The sequence below is a fragment of the Pseudomonas sp. IT-P12 genome (assembly GCF_949767465.1).
In the GTDB taxonomy this organism is placed as follows: domain Bacteria; phylum Pseudomonadota; class Gammaproteobacteria; order Pseudomonadales; family Pseudomonadaceae; genus Aquipseudomonas.
In genome coordinates, this window is sequence record NZ_CATKPY010000025.1 from 338,089 (window position 1) to 360,086 (window position 21,998).

Annotated in this window: 21 protein-coding genes; 12 read left to right on the forward strand and 9 right to left on the reverse strand. The window is 62.0% G+C overall.

All coding sequences use genetic code 11. The annotated features are described in order from the left end of the window. The first annotated feature begins 50 nt into the window (after positions 1-50). The 4 genes from ACM6IM_RS25010 to ACM6IM_RS25025 all read left to right on the forward strand — a co-directional run bounded on the left by ACM6IM_RS25010 (position 51) and on the right by ACM6IM_RS25025 (position 4,171). Positions 51-1,154: an extracellular solute-binding protein gene (locus tag ACM6IM_RS25010; protein ID WP_414866583.1), complete on the forward strand. Its 1,104-nt coding sequence runs from the start codon at positions 51-53 to the stop codon at positions 1,152-1,154. Positions 1,155-1,346: 192 nt separating this feature from the next. Next, positions 1,347-2,255, forward strand: a complete 909-nt coding sequence (locus ACM6IM_RS25015) for an ABC transporter permease (protein ID WP_192305441.1) — start codon at positions 1,347-1,349, stop codon at positions 2,253-2,255. Next, entirely contained in the window at positions 2,252-3,100 is an 849-nt protein-coding gene (locus ACM6IM_RS25020; protein ID WP_414866584.1) for an ABC transporter permease, read from the forward strand. Before ACM6IM_RS25015 ends, ACM6IM_RS25020 begins: the two co-directional genes overlap by 4 nt. An 18-nt stretch (positions 3,101-3,118) precedes the next feature. Beyond that, on the forward strand, positions 3,119-4,171 hold the full coding sequence (locus tag ACM6IM_RS25025; protein WP_414866585.1) for an ABC transporter ATP-binding protein: 1,053 nt from the start codon (positions 3,119-3,121) through the stop codon (positions 4,169-4,171). Between the two features lie 73 nt (positions 4,172-4,244). Here the strand turns inward: ACM6IM_RS25025 and ACM6IM_RS25030 are convergent, their stop codons facing one another. Next, positions 4,245-5,174: an AraC family transcriptional regulator gene (locus tag ACM6IM_RS25030; protein ID WP_192305448.1), complete on the reverse strand. Its 930-nt coding sequence runs from the start codon at positions 5,172-5,174 to the stop codon at positions 4,245-4,247. A gap of 334 nt (positions 5,175-5,508) precedes the next feature. Here ACM6IM_RS25030 and ACM6IM_RS25035 point away from each other — a divergent pair, with 334 nt between their 5' ends. Together ACM6IM_RS25035 and ACM6IM_RS25040 are read left to right on the forward strand one after the other, a co-directional pair. Continuing rightward, positions 5,509-5,862: a putative quinol monooxygenase gene (locus ACM6IM_RS25035; RefSeq protein WP_414866586.1), complete on the forward strand. Its 354-nt coding sequence runs from the start codon at positions 5,509-5,511 to the stop codon at positions 5,860-5,862. Positions 5,863-5,903: 41 nt separating this feature from the next. After that, a complete protein-coding gene (locus ACM6IM_RS25040; RefSeq protein ID WP_192305452.1) occupies positions 5,904-6,134 on the forward strand; it encodes a hypothetical protein in 231 nt (76 codons plus the stop codon). Positions 6,135-6,146: 12 nt separating this feature from the next. On the opposite strand, the gene ACM6IM_RS25045 is transcribed toward ACM6IM_RS25040, so the two are convergent. The 5 genes from ACM6IM_RS25045 to ACM6IM_RS25065 all read right to left on the reverse strand — a co-directional run bounded on the left by ACM6IM_RS25045 (position 6,147) and on the right by ACM6IM_RS25065 (position 13,371). Next, the gene (locus tag ACM6IM_RS25045; RefSeq protein WP_414866587.1) at positions 6,147-6,776 is read right to left on the reverse strand and encodes a flavin reductase family protein; all 630 of its coding nucleotides are present in this window, start codon (positions 6,774-6,776) and stop codon (positions 6,147-6,149) included. A 144-nt stretch (positions 6,777-6,920) separates the two neighbouring features. Continuing rightward, positions 6,921-8,240, reverse strand: coding sequence for an MFS transporter (locus tag ACM6IM_RS25050; protein WP_201194026.1), 1,320 nt, complete (start codon positions 8,238-8,240; stop codon positions 6,921-6,923). Between the two features lie 313 nt (positions 8,241-8,553). Then, on the reverse strand, positions 8,554-9,879 hold the full coding sequence (locus tag ACM6IM_RS25055; RefSeq protein WP_414866588.1) for a sigma-54-dependent transcriptional regulator: 1,326 nt from the start codon (positions 9,877-9,879) through the stop codon (positions 8,554-8,556). After that, entirely contained in the window at positions 9,864-11,639 is a 1,776-nt protein-coding gene (locus ACM6IM_RS25060; protein ID WP_414866589.1) for a sensor histidine kinase, read from the reverse strand. The genes ACM6IM_RS25055 and ACM6IM_RS25060 overlap by 16 nt, the downstream gene beginning before the upstream one ends. 208 nt (positions 11,640-11,847) lie before the next feature. After that, positions 11,848-13,371 carry a fumarate hydratase gene (locus ACM6IM_RS25065; protein ID WP_192305464.1) on the reverse strand — a complete coding sequence of 508 codons (1,524 nt, stop codon included), beginning with the start codon at positions 13,369-13,371 and terminating at the stop codon, positions 11,848-11,850. A gap of 434 nt (positions 13,372-13,805) precedes the next feature. On the opposite strand from ACM6IM_RS25065, the gene ACM6IM_RS25070 reads away from it, so the two are divergent. From ACM6IM_RS25070 to ACM6IM_RS25080, 3 genes are read left to right on the forward strand one after another with little or no spacing between them, the layout of a single operon-like run. Then, positions 13,806-14,912: a diguanylate cyclase domain-containing protein gene (locus ACM6IM_RS25070; RefSeq protein WP_414866590.1), complete on the forward strand. Its 1,107-nt coding sequence runs from the start codon at positions 13,806-13,808 to the stop codon at positions 14,910-14,912. Then, positions 14,905-15,840, forward strand: coding sequence for an iron-sulfur-binding ferredoxin reductase (locus tag ACM6IM_RS25075; protein ID WP_201194020.1), 936 nt, complete (start codon positions 14,905-14,907; stop codon positions 15,838-15,840). The genes ACM6IM_RS25070 and ACM6IM_RS25075 overlap by 8 nt, the downstream gene beginning before the upstream one ends. 29 nt (positions 15,841-15,869) lie before the next feature. Beyond that, a complete protein-coding gene (locus ACM6IM_RS25080; RefSeq protein ID WP_414866591.1) occupies positions 15,870-16,619 on the forward strand; it encodes an enoyl-CoA hydratase-related protein in 750 nt (249 codons plus the stop codon). A gap of 83 nt (positions 16,620-16,702) precedes the next feature. On the opposite strand, the gene ACM6IM_RS25085 is transcribed toward ACM6IM_RS25080, so the two are convergent. After that, positions 16,703-18,001, reverse strand: coding sequence for a hypothetical protein (locus ACM6IM_RS25085; RefSeq protein WP_414866592.1), 1,299 nt, complete (start codon positions 17,999-18,001; stop codon positions 16,703-16,705). A 239-nt stretch (positions 18,002-18,240) separates the two neighbouring features. Further along, positions 18,241-19,692: a pyruvate kinase gene (gene pyk / locus ACM6IM_RS25090; protein WP_201194012.1), complete on the reverse strand. Its 1,452-nt coding sequence runs from the start codon at positions 19,690-19,692 to the stop codon at positions 18,241-18,243. A gap of 172 nt (positions 19,693-19,864) precedes the next feature. Here pyk and ACM6IM_RS25095 point away from each other — a divergent pair, with 172 nt between their 5' ends. From ACM6IM_RS25095 to ACM6IM_RS25105, 3 genes are all read left to right on the forward strand, one after another. Next, the gene (locus ACM6IM_RS25095) at positions 19,865-20,248 is read left to right on the forward strand and encodes a tetratricopeptide repeat protein (protein WP_201194010.1); all 384 of its coding nucleotides are present in this window, start codon (positions 19,865-19,867) and stop codon (positions 20,246-20,248) included. 233 nt (positions 20,249-20,481) lie between these two features. Continuing rightward, positions 20,482-20,841, forward strand: coding sequence for a PilZ domain-containing protein (locus tag ACM6IM_RS25100; RefSeq protein ID WP_192305481.1), 360 nt, complete (start codon positions 20,482-20,484; stop codon positions 20,839-20,841). Between the two features lie 175 nt (positions 20,842-21,016). Further along, positions 21,017-21,472, forward strand: coding sequence for a hypothetical protein (locus tag ACM6IM_RS25105; RefSeq protein WP_414866593.1), 456 nt, complete (start codon positions 21,017-21,019; stop codon positions 21,470-21,472). 149 nt (positions 21,473-21,621) lie between these two features. On the opposite strand, the gene ACM6IM_RS25110 is transcribed toward ACM6IM_RS25105, so the two are convergent. Further along, on the reverse strand, positions 21,622-21,876 hold the full coding sequence (locus ACM6IM_RS25110; RefSeq protein WP_192305489.1) for a DUF6124 family protein: 255 nt from the start codon (positions 21,874-21,876) through the stop codon (positions 21,622-21,624). Positions 21,877-21,998: the final 122 nt, after the last annotated feature.

The window sequence follows — 21,998 nt, forward strand, 5'->3', positions numbered from 1 at the left end:
TGCAACAGTTTCGACCTGCCTTATACCTACAAAAACAAAGGGAGTCCGTCATGGGCGAACATGATCTGAACAGGCGTCAATTCATCAAGACCGTGGGTGTTGCCTCGGTGGCTGCGGCGGCCATGAGCATGCCGTTCATCAAGGCCAGCGCCAGCGACACGCGCTTTCAGGGCAAGACCCTGCGCCTGCTGACCTGGTCCGATGACACGGGCCTGGCCGCACTGCGCAACATCGCCGCGACGTTCGAGGACAAGTACGGTGTCAAGGTCATCGCCGACCGCACCGGCAGCACCTCGGAAATGGTCGCCAAACTCAAGGCCGGCGGTGACCGTGCGCAGTACGACATCATCACCCTGGCCGGGGTCGGCGCCGAAGGCCTGGCCGCCGCCGACCTGCTGGAAAAACCCGACCTCAACCGCATTCCCAACCTGGTCGACGTCCCGGAGAAATACCGCACCGGCGCCAATGGCCACGGCATCGGTTATCTGCTGTGGTGCAACAGCCTGGTCTACAGCACGCGGACCATCAAGCAGGCACCGGACAGTTATGCCGCCCTGTGGGACGCCGAGCTGTCGCCGAACATCTTCCTGCCGCCGCCGAACTGGACCGAGGCCATGGACCTGATCATCATCGCCGCCAAGCTGGCCGGTGGTGACGAGCACAACATCGAGCCGGGCTTCAAGAAGCTCGCCGAGCTCAAGGACCGCGTGGTGACCCTGGGCGAAAACCCCAACCAGATCGCCGAGCTGTTCCGCACCGGCTCCCTGGACATGGGCGGCCTGTACGCGCCGGCCTTTTTCCCCAAGCAGATCCGTGATCCGAACTACGGGTTGGGCGCCACCTTCGGCATGAAGGAAGGTTTCTACACGGACCTCATGCTCTCGGTGATGCCGAAGAACCGTCCGGGCGATACCGACCTGGCCTACGCCTTCATCAACCACTCCCTGGACCCGCTGGTGCAGGGCAAGATGGCCGAAGACATCTACAACGGCCCGGTCAACGCCAAGGCGATCATCTCTGCCGAAGCCCGCAAGAGCCCGTACATCCTCACGCCGGAGCAGATCTCCGAGAAGGCGATCATGCACGACAACGCCTTCCTGGCCACCGTACATGACCAATGGATTCGTCGTTACACGGAAATCTTTTCTTCCTGATCGAGTGGCGAATACAGGCTCTTCTGAACACCGCAAAACCCATGTGGGAGCGGGCTTGCTCGCGAATGCGCCGACACATCCAGCATCGATGTGACTGACACACCGCTTTCGCGAGCAAGCCCGCTCCCACAGGGGATACGGTGACTTGAGGATTGTGTTCGTCAGCTGCTTTCCATTGACGAGACCCTTGCTATGGAACATCAACCTCTGACCCACCCGGTGAGTGTCGCCCCCGTGCGCGCCCGTCGCGGTGTTTCGCCGACGGCCCGCGCCTGGTTTTTCCTCTCGCCGTCGATGCTGTTTCTCGGCGTGCTGATCGCCGCGAGCCTGCTGGTGCTGCGCATGAGCGTGGGCACCAAGGGGGCGGAGTGGTCCGGCTTCAGCCTGGCCAGCTATGCCCAGTTGCTCGAACCCTACTATCTCAAATCCTTGCTGCTGACCCTGCGCCTGGCATTGATCAGCGCCGTGATCGCCGTGGTGCTGGCGATCCCGGTGGCCTACACCATGTCGCGGCTGACGTCGCCGTTCGTACGGCGGATTTTCCTTGCGGCGGTGCTGTTGCCGTTGCTGGTCAACCTGCTGCTGCAAAGCTATGGCTGGCTGGTGATCCTGGGGCCGGGTGGCATGCTCAACCAGACCCTGATGGGCCTGGGCCTGATCAAGCGTCCGATCATGCTGCTGTACAACCAGAACGGCGTATTGATGGGCCTGGTGCAGACCGCCTTCCCGCTGGCGGTGTTGCCGATTGCCAGCGCCATGCGCGGCGTCGCCCGCAGTTATGAGGAAGCCGCGGCCACCCTCGGCGCCAGTCGCCTGCAGGTGTTCCGCCAGGTGGTACTGCCGATGAGCCTGCCGGGGATCATCACCGGCGCGACCCTGGTGTTCGCCTACAACGCCAGCAGCTTCGTGGTCCCGCTGCTGCTGGGTGGCCGGCGCGTGCCGATGCTGGCGGTGATGGTGCATGACCAGATCGCCCCGCTGATGAACTGGCCCGCCGCATCCGCCGCCGGCGTGGTGTTGATCGTCACCACTCTGGCGATCATGACCCTGTCCGAATACATCACTGGCCGTCGTCGGCGCCTGCTGGAGGCTTCGCAATGAGTGCCCTGACCAAGAAGCGTCATTCACTGCTGCCGGGTGATACCGGCAAGTTCGCCGGGATCCTCTCGGGCTTTATCCTGCTGCTGGCGGTGTTGCCGATCCTGACCATGATCGTCATGTCCTTCAGTGGCGCGTCGAACCTCGACTTCCCGCCCGAGAGCTACAGCTTGCAGTGGTACAAGGCGGCCTGGCACACCTTTGTCTCGCCGGACGCCAGCGATGTGCTGAGCCTCGGCCAGGCCATGGCCACCAGCCTGTTGGTGGCGTGCCTGACCATGGTCTTCGCGACGCTGATTGCGGTGCCGGCGGCCTACGCACTGACCCGGTGCGAGTTCCGTGGCAAGGCCGTGGCGCTGCAATTGATGTCGTTGCCGCTGGTGTTTCCGATGGTGGTGCTCGGGCTGGCGTTGCTGCTGGTGTTCGACAGCCTGCCGTTCCACATGACCACCTCGCGACTGGTGATCGCCCATGTGATCCTCGCCTTGCCGTTCGTGGTGAAGAACTGCACCGCCGCCATGCTTTCCATTGGCAGCGAAGTGGAGGAAGCCGCGCAAATGCTGGGGGCTTCGCCGTTGCGGGCGATTGTCGACGTGGTGGTGCCGTTGATGAAGTCGGGAATTCTGGCGGGCATGCTGCTGGCGTTCATCGTCTCGTTCAACGAGTTCACCGTGACCTATTTCCTCTACACCATCGATGTCATGACCGTGCCGATCTGGATGTACAGCCGCACCGTGTCCTCGCTCGATCCCACCGTTTTCTCGTTTGCCGTGCTGATTGTGTTGATCGACTTCGTCCTGATCTGGGCGCTCGAAAAACTCGTCGGTGAAGGTGGCGTTTCGTTCTGATTGCCTGAGGTGCTTGTTATGTCTGGTCTGATTCTGGAAAACGTCGAGAAACACTACGGCTCGGCCTGCGCGGTCACCGATGTCAACCTGCATTTGCCCGAAGGCAAACTGGTGTGCTTCCTCGGGCCTTCAGGGTGTGGCAAAACCACGTTGTTGCGCATGATCGCCGGCCTCGAAACCCTGACCGGCGGCGAGATCCGCCTGGACGGTGAAGACATCGGCCACACCCCGGCGCACCTGCGCAATTTCGGCATGGTCTTTCAATCCCTGGCGCTGTTTCCGCACATGACGGTCGGGGAGAACATCGCCTACCCGCTGAAACTGCGCGGGGTTGGCAAGGCCGAGCAACAGGCGCGAGTGGTGGAGTTGCTGGAGCTGATCCAGCTGCAACCGATGATCGATCGCCCGGTGGCCAAGCTCTCCGGCGGGCAGCGACAGCGCGTGGCGATTGCGCGGGCAATCGCTTCGCACCCGAAAATCCTGTTGCTCGATGAACCGCTGTCGGCGCTGGACGCCAAGTTGCGTGAGTCGATGCAGGTGGAGATCCGTCAGCTGCAACAACGCCTGAACATCACCACCATCCTGGTCACCCACGATCAGCGTGAGGCCATGACCATGGCCGATATCGTCGTGGTATTGGGCGAACATCGGGTGCAGCAGGTCGGCACCCCGATCGAGATCTATCGGCATCCGGCCAACGAGTTTGTCGCCGACTTCATCGGTTCGGGCAACATCTTCCCGGCCACGGCGCTGGGCAATGGCCAAGTCAGCTTGCCGGGTGGCGACGCGCTGCAGGTGCCGATCTGCAGCAGCATCGGGGCCGGTGAGAAGGTCAAGATGTTGATCCGTCCCGAGGACCTGCAGCTGTCCGCCCCGCAGGCGACGGCGGGTAACCGCTTGCTGGGCAAGGTGACGTTCGTGCGCGACATCGGCGCGACCATCGAGACCACCGTGGAGTGTTCCGGGGTGTCGTTTACCGCGTTGAGCACGCCGTGCCAGGGGATGGGGCTGAGCATCGGCCACCCCGTTTCAGTGACGCTGCCGGCCGAGGCCTGTCGCGTACTCGGCTGAAGCCGGGCTGACTGTGCCGGTCTCTTCGCGGGCTCGCCCGCGAAGGGCCCTCAGGCAAACCGCCGAGGCTGGATCAAACCGACAGCCGCAACCGCGCCAGATCCCGGAGCGGTGGCGCGCCGAACAATCGGCTGTACTCGCGGCTGAACTGCGAAGGGCTTTCATACCCGACGCGATAGCCCGCCGCCGACGCCTCCAGTCCTTCGGCCAGCATCAGCCGCCGGGCCTCCTGCAAGCGCAGTTGTTTCTGATACTGCAGCGGACTCATCGCCGTCATGGCCTTGAACCGGTGATGCAGGGTCGACACGCTCAGGTTCACTTCCCGGGCCAGGTCATCAATGCGCAAGGGCTGCTCGAAATTGCCGTTGAGCCACTTGATGGCCTGGCTGATGCGGTGGCTCTGGCTGTTGGCGATGGCGATTTCGTACAGCCGATGGCCCTGCGGGCTGCGCAGCAGCCGATAGAAAATTTCCCGGCGGATCAGCGGCGCGAGCATGGCGATGTCTTTCGGCGTATCGAGCAACCGGGCCAGGCGCAGCACGGCGTCGAGCATGGCCGCGTCGATCCGCTCGACATACAGGCCGCGTCCGGTCGGGCGGGTCGGTACGCCCAGGGGGCCGGCGTCGGCGATCAGCGCATTGATTTCGCTGGGGTCGATGTCCAGGCGTATGGCAAGGATCGGTTCCTGCGACGTGACGTTCACCACCCGACCGCTCAGTGGCATCGAGACCGACACCACCAGGTAATTCAACGGGTCGTAATTGAAGTACTCATCGGACAGCCTGACCTCTTTGCGCCCCTGCGCCATGATGCACAGGGCCGGTTGCGCCAGCACCGGGGCAAAGTCATGGGACTTGCTGTACCTGGACATGAACAGCGAATCGACGGCAGTCGCATAATTGCCATCGTCCATCGTATAGCGACTGATGATGGCCGCCAGTTCCGTGCGCTGTTTCTCCATCTCGGTATCCAGCGGGGCTTGAAAGTGATCGAGCGACGACATGCGAGGCATCCTCGGAGCAGCGGTGGGAATGAGCTGAGCTTAAGTTTGTGCAAGACGCAGCGGTAGACACATCCTGCGAAAAGCTTGCCTGATTCTGCACGGCGTGCAAGGGAACAGCGCTTTTGACCACCCTGCACCTGGAATACTTGCTTGAAAGTCGTGTTTCAGCCCTGTGACACGTTTTACACATTGTTACAGGTGGCCAAGACAGCTTCGCAGGAATGTGCAACAAGCCGGCAGGAATCGACTAACGGAACGGCGCCCGGGCGCTTAACCTTTGATCCTGTCGCAGCCCGTCCCATGGCTGCCACCCGAGTACCTGGGAGGGTTGAACATGTCTACGCAGATCCCCGTCAGTCACATGGCTTTTGTCCGCGCTCGCGCCGGACGCTCCACGGAACTGGGGGCGCGCCTCAGTGCCCTGATCGAACCGACGCGCATCGCCCCTGGCTGCCTGAGTTTTTCCCTGCAACATTCGCAATGCGATCCGCAGCTGTGGCTGGTGTCCGGTTTCTGGACGCATCAGCAGGCCATGACCGCGTACTTCAGCACGCCGGCCATGCAGATTTTTGCCGAGCTGGTGCAGGAGCTGGTGGTCGATAGCCTGGATTTTCATACCTTTAAAGAAGTGTCCGCCGCCCAGGCATTGGGCCAGACCCAGTCCTGGGTACACAAAATGGCGGGTTGAGGGTTTAATGACTCGACTTTTCCTCAGCCAGGATCCGCGACATGGCACGCAAAGCCTTTGACCACTTCGAAGCCGTCTCCGCCGTCGTTCCCCGTGAGGGCGGCTACTACGCGGCGATCGCCACCAAACAGATCGGTGGCGCGGGCGCGCCGCGCTTCAACAAATTGCTGGAAGACCAGACCTTCAAGACCGCCATGGAAGCGGACGCCGCCGCTGCCGTGGAGCTGACCCGCCTCAAGGGCGTCGGTGAAGAAGGCGAGCTGATCTGGTAGCTCGAAGGGTCGCTACCTGACCGCCCCCGGGCGGACCATCTTGAACAAGGCCTCAGGCCCCAGCTGGAAGTAATCGGCCGGACCGCCCCCGCGCAGGATCGGTTCTGCCGCGGCGGTGTCGTACACCCCGTCCTTGAGCAGCCACCTGGCGATGTGCACGGCCACCACCTCACCGAGGATCAGCCAGCTCGGCACCACGTTGCCGTCGGCCCGCTGCAGCTGGATGATCTGTGTGACCTTGCACTCGAAGGACACCGGGCTTTCGGCCACACGCGGCACCTGGATGATTTTCGAGGCCACGGGCGTCAGCCCGGACAATGCGAACTCATCGACCTCGGGGCCAACCATTGCACAGCTCTGGTTCATCTGCTCGGCCAGCGGCCGGGTCGCCAGGTTCCAGGCGAACTCGCCGGTCTGTTCGATGTTGTTCAGGCTGTCTTTGCGCCCGACGCTGGAGAAGCCGATGATCGGCGGAATGTAGTTGAAGGCGTTGAAGAAACTGTAGGGCGCCAGGTTCAGGCGACCACTGCCATCCCGGGAAGAAATCCAGCCGATGGGGCGCGGGCCGACGATGGCGTTGAACGGATCGTGCGGCAGGCCGTGGCCGTTGGCGGGTTCGTAATAGTGGATGTCATCGGACATGGAGGGATTTCCAGGCTGGGTTCGGGACGTCCATAGTGCAAGGACGATCCCCTGATTTCCAGCCCGCGTTCAACGGCGGGAGCGTGCCAATGAAAAAGGGGCAGCCCCGTCAAGGTCTGCCCCTTTTTTGTCGCGTGTTGCCGCTTAGTCGGTGACGATCCGCGAATGTTTGCGGGTGTCTTTCATGGTGATGTACACCAGCAGCGATACGGCAATGCACGCGGTGACGTACCAGTAGTAGCCGGTTTCCATGCCGATGCTCTTGAACCACAGCGCGACGTATTCGGCGGTGCCGCCGAAGATCGATACGGTCAGTGCGTACGGCAGGCCGACGCCCAGGGCGCGGATTTCGGTTGGAAACAGCTCAGCCTTCACTACGGCGTTGATTGAGGTATAGCCGCTGACGATGATCAGCGCCGCCATGATCAGGAAGAATGCGCCCCACCAGGTCTGGATGGTGTGCAGGGTCATCAGGATCGGCACGGTGAAAATCGTCCCGAGCACGCCGAAGGCGATCAGGATCGGACGTCGGCCGATCTTGTCCGACAGGCCGCCGATGACCGGTTGCAGGCACATGAACAGGAACAGTGTGGCGGCGGAAATGGTGGTGGAGTCGGAGATGCTCATGCCGACGGTGTTCACCAGGTATTTCTGCATGTAGGTGGTGTAAGTGTAGAACGCCAGGGTGCCGCCCATGGTCAGGCCGACCACGGTCAGCAGTTCCTTCGGATGGCGCAGCAAGGTGCGCATCGCGCTTTCCTTGCTCTTCTCTTTCTTGGTGAACGATTCGGTCTCTTCCATGCCGCGACGCAGGTACAGCGCGACGACGGCACACAGGGCACCGATGGCGAACGGAATGCGCCAGCCCCAGGCATACAGCTGCTCGGTGGTCAGGAAGTTCTGCAACACGATCAGCACGCCCAGTGCGATGAGCTGCCCGGAGATCAGGGTCACGTACTGGAAGCTGGAGAAGAAGCCGCGACGCTCCTTGGTCGCCATCTCGCTCAGGTAAGTGGCCGAGGTGCCGTATTCGCCACCCACCGACAGGCCCTGCAGCAGACGGGCGAACACCAGCAGGATCGGCGCGCCGATGCCGATGACTTCATAACCGGGGCTGAGGGCGATCAGCAACGAACCGAAGCACATCAGGTACACCGAGGCCATCAGCGCCTTCTTGCGTCCGACCTTGTCGGCGTAGAGGCCCATCAGCCAGCCACCGATCGGGCGCATCAGGAAGCCCACGGCGAAAATCGCGGCGGTGTTCAGCAATTGTGCAGTGGTGTCGCCTTTGGGGAAAAAGGTCTTGGCGAAGTACAGGGAGAAGGCGGCATAGACGTACCAGTCGTACCACTCGACCATGTTGCCGACCGAGCCGCTGAAGATCGATTTGATCCGGCTGGAGGTGGTTCGTGGTTGAGCGGCCACGGCAGCCGACCCAAGGGGCAGGGTGTTGGAGTTATCCATTGAAGGATCCTTCGTTTAATTGTTTTTAGTGGGGCGTGTTTAAACGCAGCCTGCGGGAGCTATAGCAGGAGCTGTGCCAAGGGGCGGAGGGCCGGTTTAGAGGGGGTGCGAGCAATTTATGAGCGGAAATCCGCTTATTGAAGGTTGGTGGTGAGCGGAAAATTGCTTATCTGGCCCGGAGTATAAGTTGTCCTTGCTGACCCCATCGCGGGCAAGCCCGCTCCCACAGGGATCGATGGTGTTCACATTACCTGTGGCTACACGCGGGCCACCTGTGGGAGCGGGCTTGCTCGCGATGGGGCCAGTGCAGGCGCTAGAGAAACATCTCTCTGGCAAGCCCATGCCGCTGCATCTTTTCATTGAAGGTCCGGCGCGGCAGTTGCAGTTCCTCGAGCACCGCCTTCACGTCGCCCTTGTGCCGGGTCAGCGCCGCGCGCAGGCATTGCGCTTCGAACGCTTCCTGCTGCGCCGCCAGCGATTGCCCCGGCTCGACGCCCACCGGTTCCGGCTCGCCCAACCCCAGCACCTGCCGCTCGGCGACGTTCGCCAGTTCGCGAACATTGCCCGGCCAGTCGTGGCTGAGCAGTCGGCTCAACTGCGCGCCGCTCAGCGGGGCAACGCTGCGGCCCAGGCGCTCGGCGGCGTGGCGGGCGAACGATTCGTACAACAGGGGAATGTCCTCGCGGCGCTCGCGCAACGGTGGCAGCCTCAGCTCGGCCACGTTCAGCCGATAGGCCAGGTCTTCGCGAAAACGCCCGGCCCGTGCTTCGTCGAGCAGGTCGGGTTTGGTCGCGGCGATGATGCGCAGGTCCACACGGATGCTCTGGTTCGAACCCAGGCGCTCCAGCTTCTGCTCCTGCAACACCCGCAGCAGTTTCACCTGCTGGGCCAGGGGCATGCTTTCGATTTCGTCGAGGAACAAGGTGCCGCCATCGGCATATTCGAGCTTGCCGATGCGCTTGCCCTGGGCGCCGGTGAACGCGCCGCTTTCGTGGCCGAACAGTTCGGCCTCGAACAACTGCTCGGGGATCGCTGCGCAATTGAGCGCAACAAACGGCCGCTCGGCGCGGGGGCCGAAATCATGCAGGCAACGGGCGACCAGCTCCTTGCCGCTGCCGGTTTCGCCGCGGATCAACACGTTCACCGGCAGCGTCGCCAGGTCCAGCACCTGCTGGCGCAAGGTCTGCAAGCCACGGGACACGCCCAGCAATGTCACGTCGAGCCTGGCGCGGTTGTCCGCCTGCTCGTGCAGTGCGCGGTTTTCCAGGACCAGGCGCCGCTTGTCCAGGGTGCGACGCAGGCTGCCGAGCAGGGTTTCGGGGCTGAAGGGCTTTTCCAGGAAATCGTAGGCGCCATCGCGCATCGCATCGACCGCCATCGGCACATCGCCGTGGCCCGTCAGCAGGATCACCGGCAAATCGGCATCGCGGCGCTGGACTTCGGCCAGCAACTCCAGGCCGCTCATGCCGGGCATGCGCACATCGCTGAGGATCACGCCGGGGTAATGCCGGGGCAATTGTGCCAGGCATTCTTCGGCGCGGCTGAACAGCTGAACCTCGAACCCGGACAGGCTCAGCCATTGTTCGACGGCGCTGCGGATGCTGCTCTCGTCGTCTACCACCATCACTGAATTGAGCATGGGCCAGGCGCCTCCGGATCGATGGGCAGGGTGAGGGCAAAGACCGCGCCGTTGGCATGATTATCGGCGCTCAGGCGGCCGCCCGATTCGTGCACGATGGCGAAGGATACGGCCAGGCCGATGCCCAGGCCATCGCCCACCGGTTTGGTGGTAAAAAACGGGTCGAAGACTTTCGCCAGATTTTCCTCGGCGATGCCGCTGCCGTTGTCGATCACACTCAGGCGCCACAGATGATCGTCGGCTTCGAGGCGGATTTCCAGACGCTTGCAGGGGACGTCCTGCATCGCGTCCAGGGCGTTGCGCAGCAGGTTGATCAGCACCTGTTCCAGACGGATTGCATCGCCGCGCACCCACGCCGGCCGGGTCAGGTGCAGCACGGTGCTGACCTGCTCGTCGCGCAGGCGGGTGTCGAGCAATTGCAGGGATTGGTCGACCACTGCGGCCAGGTCCAGGCGTTCGCGCAGGCCGCTGGGGCTCTTGCGGGCGAAGGTTTTCAGGTGGCCGGTCAGGGCGGCCATGCGCGTCAGCATCTCGTCCACCGGTTTCAACGCCTTGTAGGCGTCGTCCACGCGGCCGTGATCGAGCAGCAGGCGCAAGGTTGCCAACTGCATGCGTTGTGCGGTCAGCGGCTGGTTGATTTCATGGGCCAGCGCCGCCGACATCTGCCCCAGCGCCGCGAGCTTGGCCGATTGCACCAGGCCGTCCTGGGCAGTGCGCAGGTCGCGGGTACGTTCTTCCACCAGGCGTTCGAGTTCCTCGCGGCTGCGCTGGCGCATTTTCGCCAGGCGCCAGCGCTGGGAGAGAAACAGCAGCAGGAACACCAGGGTCAGCCACACACCGGCGGCGGCGAGTGCGGCGTTGCGCGTGTCTTCGAAGGCGACCTGCGGACGGCGCAGCAGGTGCAGGGTCCAGCCCTCGGCACTCAACGGCAGGGATTCCCACAGGTAGTCGGTCTTGCCATCCGGGCCGTCGACCCGTGCCAGTTGACTGTTGTCGTCGAAACGGCGCAACGACTGATACTCGAGCCCGGTCAGCGGCTGCTTGTCGTACTGGCGCGTAGTCTTGAGTTCGGCGTGATCGCTGTCGCTCAACGGGTTCAGCAGGCGATAACGCCAGCCCGGCTGGTTGGCGATGAACACGATCCCGCGGGCATCGCTGACCAGCAAGGTATCGCTGCCCTGGCGCCACTCGCGCTCAAGTTCGGGAAATTCGAGCTTGACCACCATCGCCCCGAGAAACTGGCCATCGTCACCGGTGACCGCACTGGACAGGAAGTAACCCGGAATCCCGCTGGTCACCCCCACAGCATAAAAGCGCCCGGTGCCCTGGGTGCGGGTCTGGTTGAAGTACGGACGGAAACCGTAGTTGTGGCCGACGTAGCTGCTGGGCAGACGCCAGTTGCTGGCCGCCACGGCGAGCCCGGTGTGGTCGAGCAATTCGAGAGTCGAAGATTGCGCCGCGCCGTTGATTTGTTCCAGCTTGCGGTTCAGCGCGTCCTGCTGTTCGCCCGTGACCGGCCCCTTGAGCGCCGAACGCAACTCCGGGTCCAGCGCCAGCACGGCGGGCAGGGCGCGGTAACGTTCGATCAGGGTGTGCAGGGAGGTGGCGTACAAGCCCAATTGCTGGCTGGCCCGGGCAGCATCTTCCACCAGCGCCTGACGCTCGGCGTGACGCATGGCCTGGGTGGCGGCGATCACGGTGCCGGCGAGGATCAGCAGGGTGTAGACCGTCAAGCGCAGGGCACGGTAGATCGGAATCATGGGACGCGAGTCGAGCCGGGTAATGGGAGGCGCAAGATAGCATGTGGGCTATCTGGCGCCAGTGGTCATTGTCCGGTTCGCTCACTCGGGTCGTATTGACCTGGTTTAATGTCGCGTACAGGGGGGGCGCCGCGCTGTGGATCCCAGAGCAAAAAAAACCGCCCCGTCGTTGCCGGCGGGGCGGTTTTCAGGGGTGTTTCAGTGCAACTTACTGCACTTCCACCGCCAGGTTTTCACTGATCTTTTTCTGCCAGATGGCAGGGCCGGTGATGTGCACCGATTCGCCCTTGCTGTCGACCGCAACGGTGACCGGCATGTCCTTGACCTCGAACTCGTAGATCGCTTCCATGCCCAGTTCGGCGAAGGCCACCACGTGGGATTTCTTGATCGCTTGCGCCACCAGGTAAGCCGCACCGCCCACCGCCATCAGGTAGACGGCCTTGTGGTCCTTGATCGCATCGATGGCGGTCGGGCCGCGCTCGGACTTGCCGATCATGCCCAGCAGGCCAGTCTGCTCGAGGATCTGACGGGTGAACTTGTCCATTCGCGTCGCAGTGGTCGGGCCTGCCGGGCCAACCACTTCTTCGCGCACCGGATCGACCGGGCCGACGTAATAGATGAAGCGACCCTTGAGGTCCACCGGCAGGCTTTCGCCCTTGTTCAGCATCTCGACCATGCGCTTGTGCGCTGCGTCGCGACCGGTGAGCATCTTGCCGTTGAGCAGGATGGTTTCACCCGGCTTCCAGCTCTGCACGTCTTCCGGGGTCAGCGTGTCGAGGTTGACGCGTCGGGCCGACGGGCCGGCTTCCCAGACGATTTCCGGGTAGGCATCCAGCGGTGGCGCTTCCAGCGAGGCCGGGCCGGAGCCGTCAAGCACGAAGTGGGCGTGACGGGTGGCGGCGCAGTTGGGGATCATGCACACCGGCAACGAAGCGGCGTGGGTCGGGTAGTCCATGATCTTCACGTCGAGCACGGTGGTCAGGCCGCCCAGGCCCTGGGCGCCGATGCCCAGCTGGTTGACCTTCTCGAACAGTTCCAGGCGCATTTCTTCGATGCGGTTCTGTGGGCCACGGGCCTTCAGCTCGTGAATGTCGATGGATTCCATCAACACTTCCTTGGCCATCACCGCGGCTTTCTCGGCGGTACCGCCAATGCCGATGCCGAGCATGCCCGGTGGGCACCAGCCGGCACCCATGGTCGGAACGGTCTTCAGGACCCAGTCGACGATCGAGTCGGACGGGTTGAGCATGGCCATTTTCGACTTGTTCTCGGAACCGCCGCCCTTGGCCGCCACGTCCACTTCCACGGTGTTACCCGGAACGATGGAGTAGTGGATCACGGCAGGGGTGTTGTCCTTGGTGTTTTTACGAGCGCCTGCCGGGTCGGCGAGGATCGAGGCACGCAGGACGTTTTCCGGCAGGTTGTAGGCGCGACGCACGCCTTCGTTGATCATGTCGTCCAGGCCCATGGTGGCGCCATCCCAGCGCACGTCCATGCCGACGCGGACAAACACCGTCACGATGCCGGTGTCCTGGCAGATCGGGCGGTGGCCGGTGGCGCACATGCGCGAGTTGATCAGGATTTGCGCCATCGAATCACGGGCAGCCGGCGATTCTTCGCGCAGGTAGGCCTCGTGCATCGCCTGGATGAAATCCACGGGGTGGTAGTAGGAAATGAATTGCAGGGCGTCGGCAACGCTCTGAATCAGGTCGTCTTGCTTGATCACGGTCATGAGTCGCGCTCCTCTAAAAGACGGGAACATTCAATAAGGTGCTGGCAGTTTGGGTGCATCGGTCGACTGTCAGCACCTTTCAAGGCACGCCGGGGCTGCTGGCGCGACGCTAAAAAGGCGCGGCAGTATACCGCGCCTCGAGGGGCGGTACACGTCTGGGCGGCTATTCATTGGTCGCATGAGCGGGCGGTCTGGCAGGAATGCTCGGGGGGAGCGGGCTGGCTCGCGAATGCGCTGGAACATTCAGCAGGGTATTGACTGACACCGCGCTTTCGTCGGTATGCCACCCAGACCAGGCCCGCTCCCACCGGGTATCTGTTCACCGCTGCGGTGTCAAAAATTGAATGGTCATTTATCCGGCTCGCCACTAAAGTGGCAGCTGGTCTTTGGAGCAGGACACTCGCTCAGCCTCCTTTCCCACGGTGAGTCAACGATTGACCCATAACGCCATCCAGCGCCTGTTGCTCAAACGTTTTGCCCTCGCAGCCGGCACCTATGCCCTGGCCCTGATGTTGCTGTGGCTGGCTTTTTTTACCGGGCACTACCCTCATTCCCTGACGAACGTCGCGGTCGGCAGTGCCCTGGTGGTCATCTGTCAGGCGACCTTGTTCGCCGTGTTCTACAGTGGCTGGAACCTGCGCTTTGCCGACCCCAGCCTGACCGAGGCGCAGGTACTGCTGGGGCTGGGCTGGCAATCCTGGCTGATCGCTCACCTGGATGAGGCCCGTGGCGCGTTCCTGGTGTTCTATGTGCTGATCCTGCTGTTCGGTTTGTTTCACCTGTCGCGCCGGGCCTTTGCACGGTGTGCGCTGCTGGTGTTTTTCAGTTTCAGCGCGATCACGCTCTGGGAGGCCTACCACTTCCAGTTGGCCGATCCGGCGCTGGCGGTGTTGCAGGTGTGCGTGCTGTTCATCGTGCTGGTCTGGCTCGAGCTGTATGCGCGCCATGTCCAGGCCTCTCGCCAGCGGATGCGCCAGCGCCGTTTCGCCCTGCAGGCGCATCAGGACACCCTGCGCGGCATGATGCGCCAACTCGAAGACCTGGTGGCCACCGACGAATTGACCGGCCTGTTCAATCGCCGGCATTTCCTGCGCCTGGCGTCCCGTGAGCTCGACACCATGGAGCCGGACGTCGTCCACGGCCTGGCGCTGATCGACCTCGACCATTTCAAGCGCATCAACGACGTGCATGGCCACGCGGCCGGCGACCAGGTGCTGCAAGCCTTTGCCGGCGTGGCCAGCGCCTGCCTGCGCGAAGGCGATGTGCTGGCGCGCTACGGCGGCGAAGAGTTCGTGGTGCTGCTGCCCGATTGCAGCCCGGAACGCCTGACCGCCTGTTGCGAGCGACTGCGAATCGCCTTTACCGACGTCCAGTTGATTGGCCTGACGGTGGGTAACCTCAGCCTGTCGGGCGGCATGACCCTGTTGATGCCGGGCGACGATCTGGACGACGCCCTGCAACGGGCCGATCAGGCGCTGTATCGCGCCAAGCGCGACGGCCGCAACCGTTGCGCGGCGGCGTGGGAGAACGTCGATGCCTGAGTTGCGGGTCGGCGATCGTCAATGGACGGTGGCACCGGGCAGTAACCTGCTCGACGCCTTGAATCGAAACGGCGTGCCGGTTCCCTACAGTTGCCGCGCCGGCAGTTGCCATGCGTGTCTGGTGCAATGCACCCAGGGATTGCCGGACGACAGTCGGCCCGATGCGCTGAGCGTTGAACAGCGTCAGCAGGGCTGGCGCCTGGCCTGCCAGTGCCAAGTGGTCGAGGACTTGCAGGTGCACGCCTTCGATCCGCTCGAGGACGGCCGCCCGGCCGAAGTGGCCGCCGTCGATTGGTTGAGCCGCGACGTGTTGCGCCTGCGCCTGACGCCGCAACGCCCGTTGCGCTACAGCGCCGGCCAGCACCTGGTGTTGTGGGCCGGTCAGGTGGCGCGTCCGTATTCGCTGGCCAGCCTGCCCGAGGAAGACCGCTTTCTGGAGTTCCACCTCGATTGTCGCCAACCCGGCGAATTCAGCGATGCTGCGCGGCGGCTGCACATCGGCGATGGGATGCGCCTGGGCGAGTTGCGTGGCGGGGCCTTGCATTACGACCCCGACTGGCACACCCGGCCGCTTTGGCTGTTGGCGGCCGGGACCGGGCTCGGCCCGTTGTTCGGGGTCTTGCGCGAGGCCCTGCGCCAGGATCACCAGGGCGACATCCGGGTGATTCACCTGGCCCATGACGCCGAGGCGCACTACCTGGCCAAACCCCTGCAGGCCATGGCCGCCAGCCGCTCGAACCTGCACGTCGAGTTGTGGACAGCGACCGAGTTGCCGGCGGCTTTGGCGCAACTGCGGCTTGTTTCCCGGCAAACCCAGGCCTTACTCTGCGGTTCTCCCGACAGCGTCGACGCCTTCGCCCGGCGCCTTTACCTGGCGGGACTGCCGCGCAACCAACTGCTGGCCGACGTCTTCCTGCCCCGCGGTTGAGCGCTGACTTCTCAGACGCGAGACCTTCCATGACCGATGCCATCCAGATCGAACACGAACGCGGCCTGCTGACCCTGCGCCTGAACCGCCCCGACAAGAAAAACGCCCTGACCCGCGCCATGTACAGCCAGTTGGGCGAGGCGCTGAAACAGGCGGACGCCGACCCGCAGGTCAATGCCGTACTGATCACCGGCTCCAGTGAGTGCTTCACCGCCGGCAACGACATTGCCGACTTCCTCGAGCAACCCCCGAGTGCCCTCGACAGCCCGGTGTTCCGCTTCATGCTGGCCCTGCTCGATTGTCGCAAGCCGGTGGTGGCTGCCGTGGCCGGGGCCGCCGTGGGCATCGGCACGACGCTATTGCTGCATTGCGACCTGGTGTACGTCAGCCGAGATGCGCGATTGCGCATGCCGTTCGTCAACCTCGGTCTGTGCCCGGAGTTCGGCTCCAGCCTGATCCTGCCGCGCCTGCTTGGGCATGCCAGGGCAGCCGAGTTATTGCTGCTGGGCGAAGGTTTCAATGGTGAGCAGGCGGCGGCCTGGGGCCTTGCGTCCGAAGCCTTGGGCAGCGGCGAAGAGGCGCTGGCCAAGGCCCGGGAGGTGGCACTGCGCTTCGAGGCGTTGCCGCCGGAAGCCGTGCGCATCAGTAAACAACTGATGAAGGGGCCTGATCGCGAGTCGTTGCGCCGGGCGATAGAAGAGGAGGGGGCGTTGTTCATCCAGCGGCTGCGCTCGCCGGAAGCGTTGGCGGCGTTGTCGGGGTTTATCAACCGACGCTGATGCTGCAGTAGTCGGGCGTCACCTGTTCTGGATCAGACACGCAAAGCCCCGCCATTCAAGGACGGGGCTATTTTTATCAACACCTAGTCACTGTTCAGAAGGCGGGCGACGATCGCCGCTTTGCTGAACACTGAGCCCAAATCGTTAGCGACCAGCAGGATTTTTTTGTCGGCCTGCAAGCTCATCCCGTTTGCGAGTGCGGTGTATCCCGGTATTTCGGTAATGGCATAGCCCTGGCCGCTCCCATAACTCGTGTCGCGCTCCCCATCGTTCAGGTACTTCGCGGTCACGAATTTCGGCGTCAAACCGGCGAAATATCTGCCTGAGACGAGGATCTTGTCGTCGGTGGCCTCCACGTTCAAAAACATGACTTGCTGAGGGGGATCAAATCCTTCCTCGATATGGGCGCCGTTATTGAATGTTCGGTCAATCAAACCGTTGGCTGCATACACCGCCAGCAAACCTCTACGCTGGGGATATCCAAAGCCGGTCGCCACGGTCCGGCCATCGGGAAGGATGGCAACAGCCTGGAATTGGAAGCTCGGTCCCGCGAGGAGTATGTAACCGATACCCGCAAAACTGGGGTCGACACCCCCGTCCAGATTGAAGCGCGCGATCAACGCGCCACCGCCGGCCCATCCACATACGGTAATGGTTCCATTGTTCACGGCAATACCGTTGAACGAGTTGCGGGTGCCGAGCACTCCAGAAAGGGTTGCATGCCCGTTTTTACCAAATGTCGGGTCTACGTTTCCGTCGAAATTGAAGCGCGACACCACACCCACAATGTAGCCAAGGGCCGGATCAAGACCGCTGGTGATGAGATAGATCATGCCGTCGATCAAGCAGACTTTGTTACTGGAAGGTGTAGCGAACTTTTCGGTGTCGGCCGGTACCGGCTGACGGACGTCTGCGTCGAAGGGTGATTCCAACACCATAAATCCCTCAACCCCGAACCGCTTGTCCAGCACACCGTTACCGGTCAGTCGAATCAGCACTTCAGCTTGCGTTATCGTCCCTTGTCCCACGGGGTTGTAACCCACGGAAACCAGCATTAGGTCTTCTTCCTGGTCTCTCACAAAAAAGAGTTGGATGGGCGATGTGGACAGATCTTCATTGGGTAACTTGATGTGCGCGGTGCCGTGGGTCCCGAAACCGAAATCGAACGTTCCATCAGGCAACAGGCGAGTAATGCTTATATGTTCGGCGGCCTGGCTGTTTTGATGCCAACTGCCACCGAGTACGTAGATTTTCCCTTGAGGACCTTCTGCAATACTTTGCCCGTTAACGACGGAAAAACCGGGATAGGTAAGAACCAGTATTCCGGCATTCGCAAAACTTGAATCAAGATCGCCTGCGGCGAGCCGTGGGTATAGGGTCATTTTCAAGTTCCTTCAGTTAGACAACGGTTGAGCTCCCAGGCGTAGTGGATGAATGACCGCTCCAGCCAACGACGGCACGCCTTGATGACTGACACTCGGAGGCCAACGGTATTAAGCGAAGGACGCACAGACCTGTCTACTGTCAGATTTGACAGGTGACTACTTAAGAAATTGATTTGCATACGAAAAAAAACCCGCCAGTGCTATGGCGGGTTTCTTGTCTTTCAGCAACCGGTCACTCAGACCATCGGGTCGCCCACGTGCAGGATCTTCATGCCGTTGGTGCCGCCGGTGGTGTGGTAGCTGTCGCCCTTGGTCAGGATGACCCAGTCGCCTTTTTCCACCACGCCACGCTTGACCAGCTCGTCGATTGCCTTCTGGCTCACTTCGTTCGGCGCGAGCGAAGCCGGGTCGAACGGAATGGTGTACACGCCACGGAACATCGCAGCGCGTGCCTGGGCTTCGCGGTGCGGGGTGAACGCGTAGATTGGCACCGACGAACGGATACGCGACATGATCAGTGGGGTATAGCCGCTTTCGGTCAGAGCGATGATCGCCTTCACGCCCGGGAAGTGGTTGGCGGTGTACATGGTGGCCAGTGCGATGCTTTCGTCACAACGCGTGAACTCTTTGCCGATACGGTGGCTGGAGGTCTTGCTGGTCGGGTGCTTTTCCGCGCCGACGCAGATGCGCGCCATGGCCTGCACGGCTTCCAGCGGGTACAGACCGGCAGCACTTTCGGCCGAAAGCATCACGGCGTCGGTGTAGTCGAGCACGGCGTTGGCCACGTCGGACACTTCGGCACGGGTCGGCATCGGGTTCTGGATCATCGACTCCATCATCTGGGTCGCCACGATCACCGCCTTGTTGTGGCGACGTGCGTGCAGAATGATTTTCTTCTGGATGCCCACCAGCTCGGCGTCACCGATTTCCACACCCAGGTCACCACGGGCCACCATCACCGCGTCGGATGCCTTGATCAGGCCGTCGAGGGTTTCGTCGTCGGCCACGGCTTCGGCGCGTTCGATCTTCGCCACCAGCCAGGCGGTGCCGCCGGCCTCGTCGCGCAGTTGACGGGCATATTCCATGTCGGCAGCGTCACGCGGGAAAGACACGGCGAGGTAGTCGACTTCCATTTCCGCGGCGAGCTTGATGTCGGCCTTGTCCTTTTCGGTCAGGGCCGGGGCGGTCAGGCCACCGCCGCGACGGTTGATGCCCTTGTGGTCCGACAGCGGGCCACCAATGGTCACGACGCAATTGAGTTCGGTGGCGCTGGCGGTTTCGACGCGCATCACCACACGGCCGTCGTCGAGCAGCAACTCGTCACCCACGCCGCAATCCTTGACCAGGTCCGGGTAGTCGATGCCGACCACTTGCTGGTTGCCTTCGGTCAACGGATGGCTGGTGGAGAAGGTGAACCGGTCACCGATCTTCAGCTCGATCTTCTTGTTGGCGAATTTGGCGATACGGATCTTCGGGCCTTGCAGGTCACCCAGCAGGGCGACGAAGCGGCCGTGCTTGGCGGCGAGGTCACGCACCAGCTTCGCGCGAGCCTTGTGCTCGTCGGGCGTGCCGTGGGAAAAGTTCAGGCGGGCGACGTCCAGGCCAGCGAGGATCAGCTGTTCGAGAACTTCCGGCGAGTTACTGGCCGGGCCAAGGGTGGCGACGATTTTGGTACGACGAACGGACATGCAAAGACTCCTGAGTTCTAGCGCTGAGTGAGGCTACTATGCTCTTGGGGTGTAGTCATTGTTCATGTGCACTACTTATTGGTTTGTTTATTGGACCGAACATTTTTGCTGACCGGCAGCCTGAAGATTTCCGTCATCGGGCCGATAAAGAGCACAAGACAGGAGAACCCTCATGCGATTCGTGCCCATTGCCGCCCTTGCCCTCGCCGTTGTCAGCGTCACGGGCTGCACCCGTTGGTCGATGAACCACCATTTGAATAATGCCTACAGCGCCTATGACCGTGGCAACTGCGAACAGGTGACGCTCGAATTGTCCAAGGTCGAACGCGCCAGCCGTGCCCGGTCTTACGTGTGGCCGGAAGTCTCGATGTTGCGTGGTTTGTGCCTGGAACGGCAAAAACTGTTTGTCGATGCGGGGCAAACCTACCAGTTCATCATCGCCTCCTACCCGCAAAGCGAGTACGCCTACCGTGCCCGGGCTCGCCTGGAAACCCTGCAATCGCTGGGTCATTACCCGTTGCGCAGCGCCGCTGTGGTGCGTCCGACCCGGTTCTGATCACGTTGGTCATTCAAGGGTGGCCCAGCGGCGACGGTGAGCTATAGTCGAATAAACCGGTTGTGGAACGGGTTTCCCTACCGAGGCAACACCTGTGATCGGCAGAAGTAAGCGGCAGCGACGTATGGACTGCCGCACCGGGATCGGGGAGAGCGCGCCGAGGCCTTTGCAGGCCGGCCCGTTCCGAAGCATGGGTGCGGCCCTGTCGAAGGGCCCTGCATAGCGAATTCAGCATGTTCACTGACCGCCGGATCGAGCGGCATCAACTGCCGTATTTTCTGAAAGTGTTCAACAGCGTTACCGACAAGCCGATCGGGTTCCTGGGCAACGTCTCCGAAGACGGGCTGATGCTCATCAGTCAGTTGCCGATGATGATTGGTGCCGATTTCGAGCTGCGCCTGAAAATCCCCATGGCTGATGGCTGCCAGCAGGTCATCGACTTCAGGGCCTGTTGCCTGTGGTGCCACGAGGACGCGACTCCCCGGCACTACGACGCGGGGTTCAGCCTGCAACGCGCACCGCCGGAGTTCGGCGACCTGGTGCAAGCGTTGAAACGCTATTTCAGTTTTCAGCCGATGCCTGCTTCGGCCTGAGTTCACCGCTCATATCATCGAATACGAAGCCCCGCAGGTGTTGAACGCACCTGCGGTTTGCGTGTGCGTGCACCATTTGTCTGAACTGTCATTTTTCACAGGTGGCACTGATTGGAGGCTGGCATTAACTTTGGGGGACGCGACTGCCGTCAGTCGGCCAACAGGAGCTTGAATCATGAGTGCTGAAAAAGAAAATGAGGACGCGCAGATATCCAAGCAAATAGACGAACTAAGAGCCGGTGGTGCTGAGCCTGAAGTCATCAATCTGAATGACGTCGACAAGGAGCATGTCCACTTGTTCGCTAAGGCAGATGACTATACCGCGTATTTGTCAGTGTATGGTTTTGTCGAAGGCTCCACCTTTGTCGTCGATGTTGAGAAGTACTGGACAGGGTTTGACAACGGTAGAAGTGAAGGGAATATTCACCTTGGCGCCAGTTCGGGACCCAACTCTTTTGAAAGAGAGTTGACCACGAGGGCTATACAGGACGGAAAGGAGCATTCGCTGCTGTTCCGCGGAAGAATCAATATTGGACCGGGCCTGCGTAGTGCCACGGTAGTCTTTGTCTTTGAATTTGACCAGTTCGGTGGTGATCCCAAGGGAACGGGGTTTTATGAGTTTCGGTGGTGAGAGAGCGGCTAGGTTTTGAAAGTTGTGGCGTTTGATCTGAAGCCTTTGCGGGCAGATTTGCTCCCACACAGGGTTGGTGGTGGATATGCATTTTTGTTCATCACCGATCCCATGTGGGAGCGAGCCGGCTCCGGACGGCGCTCCAACCACTAAACCGCGCCGTTCGCCTGCTGGTTCTCCAGCGATTTCTCCACCAGCATCAAGCCAAACTCACTCATCTGGTGAATCATCACGGCCATGCGCCGCGCCTTGTCGTCGAGGCTGTCGGCCAGGTCGAGCAGCAGGTCGTTGACCGAGCAAAAGGTTTCGAACGCCTGGATGGTGATGGAGCGGGGATCGGCGTTGGGGTCGACGGTGAGCATCGACAGGCCGTGTTCTGAAGAATTGACTGTGTGCTTGGGCATATCCATTACCTCTAATGAAGCTGTCACCGACTCGCGACTAATCGAGGGTGGCGGCTGAACGCAGGTTAGTCGACCGGGGGATATGGAAAACCGGCGCGCCCGAAGGCGCCCTGCGCACAGCC